This window comes from Algoriphagus sp., from assembly GCF_039969895.1.
In the GTDB taxonomy this organism is placed as follows: Bacteria; Bacteroidota; Bacteroidia; order Cytophagales; family Cyclobacteriaceae; genus Algoriphagus.
The window spans coordinates 348,454-361,705 of record NZ_JBDVMZ010000021.1 but is presented as its reverse complement, the minus strand read 5'-3'; the positions used below and the strand labels follow the sequence as shown (position 1 = coordinate 361,705).

General features: G+C 40.7%; 8 protein-coding genes. 4 read left to right on the top strand and 4 right to left on the bottom strand.

All coding sequences use genetic code 11. From position 1 onward, the window contains the following. Positions 1-9: 9 nt before the first annotated feature. The 3 genes from ABJH64_RS16230 to ABJH64_RS16220 are packed head-to-tail and all read left to right on the top strand — an operon-like array spanning position 10 to position 4,143. Positions 10-2,046, top strand: coding sequence for a M3 family metallopeptidase (locus tag ABJH64_RS16230; RefSeq protein ID WP_348299120.1), 2,037 nt, complete (start codon positions 10-12; stop codon positions 2,044-2,046). Between the two features lie 59 nt (positions 2,047-2,105). Next, a complete protein-coding gene (locus tag ABJH64_RS16225) occupies positions 2,106-3,224 on the top strand; it encodes an AI-2E family transporter (RefSeq protein ID WP_348277238.1) in 1,119 nt (372 codons plus the stop codon). Further along, a complete protein-coding gene (locus ABJH64_RS16220; RefSeq protein WP_348277239.1) occupies positions 3,208-4,143 on the top strand; it encodes a tetratricopeptide repeat protein in 936 nt (311 codons plus the stop codon). The genes ABJH64_RS16225 and ABJH64_RS16220 overlap by 17 nt, the downstream gene beginning before the upstream one ends. Here ABJH64_RS16220 and ABJH64_RS16215 read toward each other — a convergent pair. The 3 genes from ABJH64_RS16215 to ABJH64_RS16205 form a co-directional block, all read right to left on the bottom strand. Then, positions 4,131-6,371 (bottom strand): ATP-binding protein, encoded by a 2,241-nt coding sequence (locus tag ABJH64_RS16215; RefSeq protein WP_348277240.1) that lies wholly within the window; start codon positions 6,369-6,371, stop codon positions 4,131-4,133. The genes ABJH64_RS16220 and ABJH64_RS16215 overlap by 13 nt on opposite strands. Positions 6,372-6,512: 141 nt before the next feature. Beyond that, a complete protein-coding gene (locus ABJH64_RS16210) occupies positions 6,513-7,727 on the bottom strand; it encodes a porin (protein WP_348299534.1) in 1,215 nt (404 codons plus the stop codon). A 63-nt stretch (positions 7,728-7,790) separates the two neighbouring features. Continuing rightward, the gene (locus ABJH64_RS16205; RefSeq protein WP_348277242.1) at positions 7,791-10,052 is read right to left on the bottom strand and encodes an aconitate hydratase; all 2,262 of its coding nucleotides are present in this window, start codon (positions 10,050-10,052) and stop codon (positions 7,791-7,793) included. A gap of 328 nt (positions 10,053-10,380) precedes the next feature. On the opposite strand from ABJH64_RS16205, the gene ABJH64_RS16200 reads away from it, so the two are divergent. Then, entirely contained in the window at positions 10,381-12,165 is a 1,785-nt protein-coding gene (locus ABJH64_RS16200) for a histidine kinase N-terminal 7TM domain-containing protein (protein ID WP_348277243.1), read from the top strand. Here ABJH64_RS16200 and ABJH64_RS16195 read toward each other — a convergent pair. Further along, the gene (locus ABJH64_RS16195; protein ID WP_348277244.1) at positions 12,157-13,164 is read right to left on the bottom strand and encodes an acyl-CoA reductase; all 1,008 of its coding nucleotides are present in this window, start codon (positions 13,162-13,164) and stop codon (positions 12,157-12,159) included. The genes ABJH64_RS16200 and ABJH64_RS16195 overlap by 9 nt on opposite strands. Positions 13,165-13,252 lie beyond the last annotated feature (88 nt).

The window sequence follows — 13,252 nt, the reverse complement described above, 5'->3', positions numbered from 1 at the left end:
TTTAGATTTATGAATAACCCATTGTTAGTGGATTTTACCACGCCATTTGAAACCGCACCATTTGATCAAATCACCCCAACTCATTTTCTCCCTGCTATACAGGCAGCCATAGTCGAAGCCAAAGATGATATAGCCAAGATTAAAGCCGAAAATCAACCAACTTTTCAAAACACCATCGAAGCATTAGATGTGGCAGGCAAGCGTCTTGGGGTAGTAGCAGGAATTTTTTTCAACTTGAATTCTGCTGAGACCACTGACGAAATCCAGGCTTTAGCTCGTGAGATTTCTCCGCTATTGACTGAGCATGGAAATGACATCTTGCTAGACCAAATCCTTTTCCAGAGAGTAGCACAGGTTTTTGAGCAGAAAGACCAGCTAAATTTATCGGCTGAGCAAGCCACTTTGCTAGAGAAAACCTACAAATCATTTGTAAGAAATGGAGCCAAGCTATCGGCTGACAAGACGGATCAATTAAGGAAAATAGATCAGGAATTAGCGCAGGTATCCTTACAGTTTGGAGAAAATGTGTTGGCAGAGACCAATAAGTACGTGCATTATGTAACGGATGAGGCTGATCTGGAAGGACTACCTGAAGGGATCAAGGAAGCCGCTGCGCAAATCGCAGAAGAAAAAGGCGAACCGGGAAAATGGGCTTTTACCTTAGACTATCCTAGCTATATTCCTGCGATGACCTATGCCAAAAACAGGGCACTTCGAGAAACACTTTTCCTGGCAAGCGGAACCAAATGCGCTAAGGGAGACGAACTGGACAATCAGGATAACATCAAAAAGATTTTGAAGCTACGTCATGATCGAGCAGTACTGCTGGGTTACAAAAGCCACGCTGATTTTGTGTTAGAAGAACGCATGGCCAAAAGTCCCGACCAAGTCATGACTTTCCTCGATGAATTGCTAGCCAAGGCTAAGCCAAAAGCACTCGCTGAAATGAAGGAGTTAACTGCTTTTGCTAAAGACCTTGACGGAATAGAAGTTTTGAAAAAGTGGGATTTTGCTTACTATTCCGAACTTCTAAAAAAAGAGAAATATGCGCTTGACGATGAGTTGCTTCGGCCTTATTTCCAACTGGAAAAGGTTATCGACGGGGTATTTCAAACCGCAGAGAAGTTATTTGGTATCACTTTTACACCAAGCGCAGCCATACCTGTTTACCATAAAGATGTCACTGCCTATGAGGTGAAAGACCGGGATGGGAAATACCTCTCCGTTTTTTATGCAGACTTTTTTCCTCGTCCTGGTAAAAGAAATGGGGCTTGGATGACGAGCTACAAAGGACAAAGCATGAGCGCCGCAGTGGATAATCGCCCGCATGTATCGATAGTTTGTAATTTCACCAAGCCGAGCAAGTCCAAGCCTAGCCTACTGACATTCAACGAAGTAACGACGTTATTTCATGAGTTTGGTCATGCCCTTCATGGGATGATGGCCAAAGGAACCTATGAGTCACTTTCAGGAACAAGTGTATTTTGGGACTTTGTGGAGCTTCCAAGTCAGATCTTTGAAAATTGGTGCTACGAAAAAGAGTGCCTTGATCTCTTTGCGAAGCACTATGAAACGGGTGAAAAAATCCCTGAAGATTTAATTGAAAAAATTAAAAAAGCATCCAATTTCCAACAAGGATATCAGACACTAAGACAACTTAGTTTTGGACTTTTGGATATGGCCTATCATAGCCAGAACCCGAAAGAAATTCAGAGCATTTTCGATTTTGAGCTAGAGGTGATGAAGCCTATAGAATTAATGCCTAGAGTTCCTGGAACGCTGATGAGTACCTCATTTTCACATATTTTCCAAGGTGGATATTCCTCTGGATATTACAGCTACAAGTGGGCTGAGGTCTTGGATGCGGATGCGTTTGAACTTTTCCAGGAGAAGGGGATATTTGACCAAGATACAGCAGCTTCATTTGTCAAGAATATACTATCGGCAGGAGGAAGCGAGCATCCAGCGATTCTATATAAAAGATTCAGAGGAAGAGAACCAAAGCAGGATGCGCTACTGAAGCGCGCGGGTTTGATTTCAGAATAATTCACTTTATTTACCTACACGAATCCTTCCAGACAACCTACTTACCCCAGCTTCCCTACATGGAAAATACATCTTTTAAACTTCCAACTTATCTGAACGCTCTGGCTGTGATGATTTTCATAATCGTGTTGGTGTTCTTTCTCATTGTAGGAAAAAGTCTGTTGGTGCCTCTGTTTATGGGAGGTTTTTTCGCGATTTTGCTGACTCCGCTAGCGATATGGCTGGAGACAAAAAAAATCCCAAGAACACTCTCCAGCATCATTTCACTCTTAGTCATGACCGCCATAGTTGGTGCGTTTTTAACATTCGTAATCGGGAATGTTGCAAGTTTCACTCAGGACTTCGATGATGTATCAGGAAAGCTGATAGCGTATGCAAAGAATATTGACAGCTGGATCATGAGCACCTTCGCTATTGACTCAGGAATCGCTGAAAAAGCAAATACAGATTATCTCAAAGCTCTACTTACAGAGAATAGCTCAAGTATAGGTGATTTTGCGCTTAAAACAGTCGGTTCGCTAACTGGCCTGGTTTTGATCCCTGTCTTTATGTTTTTCTTCCTTCTGTATAGAGATCATCTGACCAAGGTGATCATTCACATCTATAAGGATAAAGATCCTGAGTTGGTAAAAATCCGGATCGTGAGCCTGCGAAAAGTTATTTTGAACTATATAGTAGGGGTAGTGAAGGTGATGGGAATTCTAGCAATTTTAAATATTACCGCCTTTTCACTTCTCGGCATCAAACACGCCGTTTTCTTCGGGACATTAGGCGCGTTATTAAATATCATCCCTTATGTAGGTCCTTTCTTCGGCGCCATGCTTCCGATGATTTACTCATTCTTGACCAAGGATAGCTTATTTTATCCTGCAGGAGTGCTCGTTAGTTACCAAATAATACAGATGATAGAAGGGAACTTCTTGACTCCGAAGATTGTGGGAGGAAATGTAAATCTTAATGCATTCATCACATTTCTTGGATTGATCGTAGGTGGCACAATCTGGGGAGTGGCAGGAATGATCCTAATTATACCTATGATGGCGATTTTACGTGAAATATTCGAGCTGAGTGATTCCACCAGGCCATTTGCGTTGCTTTTAGGTGAGGAAAAAGAAGATTCTAATTTAGTAGCACCAGAAAATGATGCTGAAGTAATTGATGATGAAAAAAACGATTAAAATTCTTACAGTAGCAGCTGCATCGGCATTCATAATGTCCTGTGATTCAGACGAAAGCAAAAAAGGTAGATTTCTCCTAAAAGGCAATGAAAAACTGGAAGAAAACGATCCCAAGGGCGCTTTGGAATTCTATGCAGAGGCTATTGAACTCGATTCCACCTATGCGGACGCGTATTACAATAAAGCTCTGGCTCACTTGGAATTGAATCAACTTTCCGAAAGCATCTTAGATCTCAGTCTCGCTATCAAATACCGTCCAGATTATTTCGATGCCCGGTTTACCCGGGGATTAAACTACCTTGATAATGGTGAATTTTACAATGCCAGAGAAGATGCTCAAGCGTTAGTGAAGATTGATGGTCAGAACTGGAAGAGTTATTTTCTGGTAGGGCTCGTTGAAGAAAAGCTGACCAACTTTTCAACTGCATTAGAGGCGTTTGAACAAGCTTCTCTTCTAAATCCAGAAAACTCAGATCTATTGGTAAACCAAGCAACTATTTATTACTATCAGAAGGATCTGGAAAAAGCCAAAGAACTATTGACCAACGCCATGGAAGTAAATCCAATGGAGCCCAATCTTCACAACCTTCGGTCTATGATTTATTTCGATGAGGGAAACTACGTCGAGGCATTAAGCTCTGTGGAGAAAGCAATTTCACTCAACAACAGCCAAGCCTATTTCTATAATAATAAGGGCCTGTATTTACTGTTTTTAGATCAGCAAGAAGAAGGGCTTGCCTTGATCAATCAGAGCATTCAGATGGATGAAAAGAATCCTTTTGCGCTAAGGAATAAGGGAATATATTATGTGATGCAGGGCGATCGGGTTTCGGCACTTCAGTATCTGGTGGAATTGAATCAAAATTACCCTGATATGGATTTGGTGAAGGAATACTTAGAAAAAGCTCAAGCACTCTGATTTCTTTCGAAAGTAACTTCTTGGATAATTTTTTGAAGCTCCGAGGCGTCTATTGGTTTTGCCACAAATCCATTAAAATCACATTCTTCGATTCTATCCTTAATCTCTAACCTGGCCGCAGCTGTCAGAGCTATCACGGGTGCATCCGTGATTTTTTTGATGGCTAGAGTTGCATCAAATCCATCCATCTCGGGCATTTGTATATCCATCAAAATACAATCGAAGTTGGTTCGCTTCGCTGCACTTACAGCTTCGACACCATTAAGCACTCGCTCATAGGTAAATCCCCACTTCGAGATGATTTTACCTAATACTAAGGCATTCACATCATTATCTTCAGCCATGAGAAGGTGGAGTCCAGAACTTACCTTGGAATAGCCATTCGTATAAAGTGGTTTTTCCACCTGCATTTCTGCTATATCAAATGACAATTCAAAAAAGAAGCTACTTCCTTCATCTAGTTTGGACTGAATACTAATCTCCCCTCCCATCAAACGCAATAACTTTCTGGTAATGGATAGACCAAGGCCTGTACCTCCATACTTGCTACTGAAGGTAGGCCTTACTTGATCGAAGTCATTGAAAATCATTTTTTGATGCTCAGGTGCTATACCTATACCATTGTCTTTTACTTCGAAATAGACTCGTGCCTTACCCTCCTTATTTTCAATCAACTTCACTATCACTTTTACTTCGCCTTCCTTCGTAAACTTAAGAGCATTGGTGATCAGATTATTGAGTACTTGGGAAAGTCTGGTTTTATCCCCTGCTACGGCAAAATCTAGCCCCTCAGAAATAACAAGTTCTAGCTTATTTTTACTGTCTCTAGCATGAAACGAAAGACCTTTTACGATTTGGCTTATAGAAGAGCTTAGATGAAACGGTGTCTTTTCGATGATTAACTTACCAGCCTCGATTTTCTGAAAGTCCAATAGATCATTAATCATTATGATCAAATTGTCCACTGCAAAATTGATGGTTTCTAATTCCGCCTTTTGGTGAAGTTGAGGTTCATCTTGAAGCAAGGAATAGGTAGAACCAGAAATTGCATTGAGTGGGGTTCGCAACTCGTGGCTAATCATAGAAAGGAAATCTGATTTGATCTGATTGGCTTTCTCTGCCACCTTTCTAGATTCATCTAGCGTCGCCTCAAACTCCTTTTGCAGACTAATATCAGTGAGATACCCATACCATACCACGTCTCCATTTTCGAGTTCTTGTGGCCTGGCTGCTCCCATGATCCATCTAAAATCCTCAGAATCTGAATTGAGCCTGATCCTGAATTGACATTGCCAAGCTTCCATCTTTTTGGCTGATGCGATGGAACTCATGATCACCTGAGGCAAATCTACAGGATGAACCCTTGAAATAGCCATAGAAATATCAGAAAAATCCGCAATCTCTTCAGCCGTTAGACCTAGAACTTGCGCGACACCTTTGGAAAGAAATGAGAAACTCATTTTCCCTTCGGTAGTCATTACCAGTTGATATAATCCACCAGGAACTTGTTCAGTGAGGTTCCTCAGGAAGGTATTGCTATCTTCCAGATTTTTCTCTAAGGTGACCTTTTCGGAAATATTTTGAAAAGAGAGGATGATATACTGATTCTCTTTGACTTGAAGTTGCTTTGACGAAACTTGAACGCTTAGCTGATCGCCACTCGATCGATTAAGAGTAGATGAGAAATGATGGGTGTTGGAATCAGAGATAGCGGAGCTAATCCATTCATTCCACTCTAGGGGGCCTGAGAAAACTTCGCCCAAGTCTCTTATATGCTTTAGCTTATTTTCTTGAGTAAAACCAAATAACCTTAAAGACTCATTGTTGGCATGAAATACCTCACCTCCTGTCTTAACGATAATTTGTGCATGAGGTGATTCAAACAAGAACTGCTGAAATTCTTCTTTGGTAGGCATCCCTTGGCTTCTAATCCTTTTGCCTTTATAAAACAAAAAGTAGTTTGAAGAGGAGTCTTGTGGCAGTTCTAAAAGAAATTCAAAATCATTCCCGTCATGAGAAAATACGACTTCATCCTTGAATAATAAACTACTAATATCCAATCCTAGGCCAACTAGGCTTTTCTCCTTCAGGCTGGATCCAATCTGTTCTTCAAAAACATTATTGGTGTAAAAAATAGGATGTGGATAGGTATCATCTGCCAGAAACACCATCTCTGATGATTCATTTATAAGCTTCTTAAATGTGCTGTTGATGCCTCTCTCTTGCATTGAAATACTACTAGCTTTGCGCGGCTTCCGGTCTTGAAGAATTCATAAATCCGCAAAGCTGTCATGTATGACGTAAACATACAGCAATTTGTATTTCGTGACAAATTTTTTGAGTTATAAATACACTTTTCTTTCTGAAAATTAAATTCCAAATTCTACTTGAAAGGTCGCAAACCAATAGTTGTCTAGGTTCTGAATTTCAATTTGTCCATCATTCCAGACATAGCCCAGATTTCCTTGTAATTTTATTCTATGCCCATTGAGGTACCGTGTATAGCCAACAGCAGTTTCTTCTAGTCTATTTTGATATTGGTTAATTATCTCGTCTGGCCGAACTGAGGCATATCGGAACGCAAGTTCATCCTTTCTGGATATCATTTTACTCAGGTGCATATTAGTACCTATCCCCACCACAACTGCTTTTACATCCCCTGCTTCATTCATCGTAATGGGGTCTTTCGAACCTCGCTTAAAAAACTCCGCCATAGCTCCCCATCCAGCATACTTGAACATGGCATCAGCTATGAAAACATTCAAATCTCTGCCCTCATACAGAAGGGAGCCAAGTTGACCTCTAGTGCGGTGAGCATTCTCGTTCCAGTTGTAAGTCACACCCAGAGAAAGCTTGGGCCGATCTTCGAACTCCAAATCACCCTCTGAATAATCCCCATTGTTTTTGAATTTACCGAAAGGCAAATATTCTATTCTGCCAGTATAACTCAAACCCTTATCACCCACTGAAGGATTTCTACCTTCACCTGTATTTATAGCAGCTTTGATTTGAAATTGGGAAAGCCCGCTAGTCTGGTAGGTATAATAGCTAAAAAACCCAAAATCACGATCCAAAGTGAAGAAACCGTTTGCGATAGACCGGTCTGCAAACTGAAGATTTCCTGAACTCACTACTCGCTCTCTATTGCCGGGAAGCTTCGACTGTCCAAAACCCATGTAAAAATTAGGCTTGAAATAATAATACACAATAGCATCTCGAATAGGCTGAGCAAATCCTCCCGACTCTAGATCCAAGTCAGCTTTTGAGAATCCCAATTGAATGTAATACTGAATTTTAGGGCTCAATACATAACCGTCCAAGCGTAGCCTAAGCCTTCGAATTCTAAAATCGACACGATCAATATCTAAATCTTCTCCGCTGGCAGAATTCAAACCGAAACGGTTCTGCATCCTAAACCTCAGATTCAGAAGAAATAAGGAATCCTTGGAGATACTTATTCCATTTTTCACATTGATAAGTGCACGCTCATCTGACTCATTCTGGGCAAAAGAACTTTGCATACTTAGGATCCCGAGTGCAAAAAATAGACTTAAGAAAATAGGGTATTGAAACTGCTTTTTCATAACTATTGGCAAAGAAAAAAGCCGTAGCGAAATTCGCTACGGCTTGTAATAGGTTTAGTATTATTAGGCTTTCGCTTTGATCAAGTTAAGTGCTGATCCAGCTTTAAACCATTCTATTTGACCTTCATTGTAGGTATGATTCACCTGAATAGTATCAACAGATCCATCTGCGTGATTCAGAACCACTTGCAACTGTTTGCCTGGAGCAAATGATGTCAGCCCAACGATGTCAATAGAATCATCCTCCTGCACCAGATCATAATCAGCTGGATTTGCAAAAGTCAATCCAAGCATTCCTTGCTTCTTCAGGTTAGTCTCGTGGATCCTAGCGAAAGACTTCACCAAAATCGCTCTTACTCCTAGGAATCGAGGCTCCATAGCTGCATGCTCTCTGGATGAACCTTCTCCGTAATTTTCGTCACCTACTACGATAGAACCTATTCCATTAGCTTTATAGTCACGCTGTGTAGCTGGAACTTCTCCATACTCACCTGTCAACTGGTTTTTGACTGAGTTAGTAGCGTCCGTGTATGCATTCACAGCACCGATTAGCATGTTGTTGGATATATTGTCCAAGTGACCTCTGTATCTCAACCATGGTCCCGCCATAGAAATATGATCCGTAGTACACTTTCCTTTGGCTTTGATCAGGAGTTTGAGACCTTTCAAATCAGTCCCTTCCCAAGGCTTAAATGAATCGAGTAATTGAAGGCGATCTGAATTTGGGCTTACGATAACACTCACATTAGATCCATCTTCAGCTGGCTGCTGATATCCGGCATCTTCTACCGCAAAACCTTTAGTAGGAAGCTCCAATCCACTTGGCTCGTCTAACTTCACAGAGACTCCATCTTCGTTCACAAGACTATCTGTCAGCGGATTGAATGTCAGATCACCTGCAATGGCCATTGCTGTCACGATTTCAGGGGATGCTACGAATGAGTGAGTGTTTGGATTTCCATCTGCTCGCTTTGCAAAGTTTCTGTTGAAAGAGGTGATGATAGAGTTTTTCTCCTGCTTCTCTGCACCATGACGTGCCCACTGACCGATACATGGCCCACAGGCATTGGCAAGAACCACCCCACCCATTTGACCGAAGGTATCCAAGAAACCGTCTCTTTCCACCGTGAATCTAACTTGCTCAGAACCTGGAGTGATTGTATATTCTGATTTTGCTACCAGCTTTTTATCTACTGCTTGTTGTGCAAGGGAGGCTGCTCTGGAAATATCTTCGTAAGAAGAGTTAGTACAAGATCCAATTAATCCCACTTCCAATTTTGCAGGCCAATTGTTCTCTTTGACAGCAGCAGCGAATTTGGAAATAGGCCATGCCAAATCTGGCGTAAATGGTCCGTTCACGTGCGGCTCTAATTCAGAAAGATTGATTTCAATCACTTCGTCAAAGTAAGTAGCTGGATTAGCATACACCTCATCGTCACCAGTCAAGTGCTCAGCGATCTCATTGGCTAGCTCAGCAATATCTGCCCTTTCAGTAGAGGCAAGGTATGCCGCGGATTTTTCATCATATCCAAAAATCGACGTCGTAGCTCCTATCTCAGCTCCCATGTTACAGATCGTACCTTTTCCGGTAGCGGAAAGAGATCTAGCTCCATCGCCAAAATACTCCACGATAGCACCTGTACCACCTTTCACTGTTAGAATTCCAGCCACCTTCAAGATTACATCTTTGGCGGAAGTCCAGCCGGAAAGCTTGCCGGTAAGCTTCACTCCGATTAATTTAGGAAACTTCAGTTCCCAAGGAAGTCCAGCCATCACATCACATGCATCTGCTCCACCTACGCCGATAGCTACCATTCCTAGTCCGCCAGCATTAGGGGTATGCGAATCTGTACCGATCATCATTCCGCCTGGAAACGCATAGTTTTCCAAAACTACTTGGTGAATAATACCTGCTCCTGGCTTCCAAAAGCCAAGTCCATATTTATTAGAAACAGAAGCTAAGAAATCATAGACTTCTTTGTTTTTATCTTTTGCTTTAGTCAAATCCTGAACAGCACCTACTTCAGCTTGGATCAAGTGATCGCAGTGCACCGTAGAAGGTACAGCTACTTGACTTTTGCCAGCTTGCATAAACTGTAGCAAAGCCATCTGAGCAGTGGCATCTTGCATCGCAACACGATCTGGTTGAAAATCAACGTAGGAAACACCTCTGCTGTATGCCTGAGTAGCAGCGCCTTCAGATAAGTGCGAATAAAGAATCTTTTCAGTCAAAGTAAGTGGTCTTCCCACAGCCTTACGAGCCGCTTCGATACGCTCCGGGTATTGGGCATACACTTTCTTGATCATTTCAATATCAAAAGCCATTGTATAGGGATTTTTGTTTGGTAAAAGTTTCGATTTTAACGACTGCAAATATAGGAAGTTAGCCCAATAATAGGTAACCATTTAGCCCCAGTAAACAGCCCTTTCTCCTTATTTAAAACCAATTTACGCTTCTCGCAAATTTGTAGAGGGCCGTTAAGGTCAAAACTAAAACTTTTGAATACACAAAAAAGAAGGTTGAATTTAAAGTTCTGATAACCTGAAAAAATTGTAACTATTTCTACTTTTTTACTTTTTTAGGTAGCGGATTCCTAGTAGTTTTAACTCTCAACTTTTAGATGGTCATTGACTTGTGAGTTGAGTTCATAGAATGATGGAATTCCCCACCTACTTGTTTTCGTTTACACTCCTAGTTTCGGCTTTATTAGTCGGGATGCTATCGATTTATATAGGTACAACCATTAGAGAGCTAACGAAATCTGTAGTATTAACGATGTGGTGCGCGACGATATGGGGATTTTTCTATGGACTTGAACTGATCTCCCACACGCTCCCACTCAAGATTCTTTTCCTAGATCTTCAATACATTGGGATCTCATTTATTTCCTCTTTTTGGGTGCTTTTTGCGATTCATTATACGAGCTATAAATCCAAGAAATTCAACCTCATATTAGTTGCACTTTTCACTATACCTGTCGTAACCTTGATATTGGTGCTGACAAGTCCATATCAGCATTTTTTTTACGAAAGTATTTCTATCGTACAAGAGGATAATTTCACAAACCTTGTGTTAGTGAAAGCCCCATGGTATTATGTGCAGGTAGCCTATTCCTATGCTTCCTTTATGTTGGGCTTGATCATTCTATGGCGAAGATTTCGGCATTCTAACCCACTTTATAAAACTCAAACAAAGCAAATAATCTTAGCGGGATCTATTCCGATTGTTTTCAATATGCTCTATCAATCTGGTATTTACAGACCATTTGATACCATTGATCTAACGCCCTTCTCATTTTTGCTTTCTTTTGGAATAGTGGGACTTTCTATCGCCCGGCACAATCTATTTAATATTAAGCCCATCGCTCAAAACAAAATAATTGAAGCACTTACCCGGGGCGTATTAGTTCTAAATGCAAAATCTGAAATAGTCGATTATAATTCTGAAATGAAGTCATTCCTAGATGATTCCACCCAGATGATTACAGGAGCGTTTGGACCAGATCTGTTTTCAAATCATAGTGAGATACAGAAATTGATGCTTAGCAGTGGTGAAAAAAACATTGGATATGAACTGGAAACAATAGGTAAAAAGAAAAATATTCAGGTAGAAAAAATAGATTTAAAGGAAGAACAACGAACGATAGGAACGATTTTTCTATTTGAGGACACCACTGAACAAATCGAAATAAACAAGAAGCTAAAGTTCCAGGCGGAAGAACTTCAAAGCCTAAACAACCTCAAAGACAAATATTTCAGCATTATTTCCCATGATCTGAAAGGCCCAGTCTATGGGATCAAAGAGCTGATTCATCTTACCAACACCGGTCTGGTATCTCAAGAGGAATTTATGGAAATGCTGCCAGAAGTCTCTAGAAATATGGAGCAGGTAGCGATGTTATTAGATAACCTTCTCGCTTGGTCCAGCTCTCAGCTTAAAGGTGGAGAAACTGTTAATACTCAGGAATTTGATATTCATAAAGTACTAATCCAGCAAAAGGGGATTTTGGAACGCGTAGCTGCAGAAAAGCAACTAGATATCACCATAGATGATCAAGCTAAATCTCTAGTAAATGGAGACAAAAACATGATTGAATTGGTCATACGAAACCTTATCAACAATGCCATCAAATTCTCTTCGAATGGGAGCATCATCTCCCTTACCACGGTAGATGAGCAGGATTATGTAAAAATTTGTATTGAGGATAATGGTAAAGGTATTTCTCCAGAGAATCTCCTCAAAATTCAAAATGGCATATCTTTCACCACCACAGGGCAAAACAAAGAATCTGGAACAGGCCTTGGCCTAATCTTGGTAAATGATTACATTCAAAAAAACAAGGGACATTTGGAAGTGAGTTCCGAAGAAGGAAAAGGCACCAAATTCTGCATTAGACTACCTATATCAGTCAAGACGAAGGAATCCTCTTTAAGTTAACTTCAACAGAAAAGCCAAAGTATCTACCTCATCAGCATACTCCCATGGCTCTGGATTCTGGGCAGACCCAAAAGGAACTTGTTTTTTCCCCGATCCAACTACACATTGAATTTTATCCTTCAACCTCTGGAGTTCAGCAGTCAATTCTGACTCACTCTCGTACAGCTGGTAAAAAAGCACCGAAATAGGTGAGACCAATTCATCGCTTTCTTTTACCAATAAGAACCCATTATCTAAGTGATCCTCGAGGTTTACCAGGTAAATAGATTTATTGTAATCGTAATTATTATGGTATTTATGATGTGATGCAATCGGAGAATATACCTCCAAAGCTCCAAGTAGATCCTGAAGTTGAGCTCGTGATTTAATATAGATTTTGGAAACATTTCTACAGCCCAGCCCATAGTATTGGAATATATCCCGCCCTAAAGAAATATAATCTTCGGTAGTCTCATTGCCCGAAAGAACTGCAACTGAAGTTCTATTTTGACGAATCACATGAGGGTATTTTCCAAAATAATAATTGAAATACCTAGAAGAATTATCGCTTCCCGTGGCGATATACGCATCCATGCCTTTCAGCATCTCTTCTATTCGAATCTGCTTTTCGAAACGAGGCTCTAGTTCTACCAGTTTTTTTATAATCCACTTTAGCAATATTTCATCGGAAGAACTTACTTTAATCACCGCCACATGTCCAGACAATAGTACACACATCAAATCGTGGAAACCAACCGCTGGAATATTTCCTGCCATCATTATACCCACTGACAGAGGTTTTTCCACTACCTTCAATTCATAGCTGGACAACCAAGCTTCCAATTTGTCAGAATCAAGCATCATTGCAAGACCCTTTAGCGCCTGCTCCACTGATTCCTTGGTAAACCAATTATTGTTATTCTCTGCTCTCCAGCTTATGTCCTCAAGTTCTTCGAGAGTAAGCTCGGAAAGGGTTCTACCAAAGTTGACAAATGCGGATATACGTTCAGCTGGCTTCATAATTTAGAATTGAGGAGGCAAATTTAGCTCTTTTGAAAAGAAGGAAACTTAGAATTGAATTAAATTAGTTAGTATGACAACTTTTTTA

What these genes read in the sequence shown, in the direction of transcription:
- ABJH64_RS16230 (WP_348299120.1), top strand. Translation starts at nt 10, where the DNA reads ATGAATAACCCATTGTTAGTGGATTTTACCACGCCATTTGAAACCGCA.
- ABJH64_RS16225 (WP_348277238.1), top strand. Translation starts at nt 2,106, where the DNA reads ATGGAAAATACATCTTTTAAACTTCCAACTTATCTGAACGCTCTGGCT.
- ABJH64_RS16220 (WP_348277239.1), top strand. Translation starts at nt 3,208, where the DNA reads ATGAAAAAAACGATTAAAATTCTTACAGTAGCAGCTGCATCGGCATTC.
- ABJH64_RS16215 (WP_348277240.1), bottom strand. Translation starts at nt 6,371, where the DNA reads ATGCAAGAGAGAGGCATCAACAGCACATTTAAGAAGCTTATAAATGAA.
- ABJH64_RS16210 (WP_348299534.1), bottom strand. Translation starts at nt 7,727, where the DNA reads ATGAAAAAGCAGTTTCAATACCCTATTTTCTTAAGTCTATTTTTTGCA.
- ABJH64_RS16205 (WP_348277242.1), bottom strand. Translation starts at nt 10,052, where the DNA reads ATGGCTTTTGATATTGAAATGATCAAGAAAGTGTATGCCCAATACCCG.
- ABJH64_RS16200 (WP_348277243.1), top strand. Translation starts at nt 10,381, where the DNA reads ATGATGGAATTCCCCACCTACTTGTTTTCGTTTACACTCCTAGTTTCG.
- ABJH64_RS16195 (WP_348277244.1), bottom strand. Translation starts at nt 13,164, where the DNA reads ATGAAGCCAGCTGAACGTATATCCGCATTTGTCAACTTTGGTAGAACC.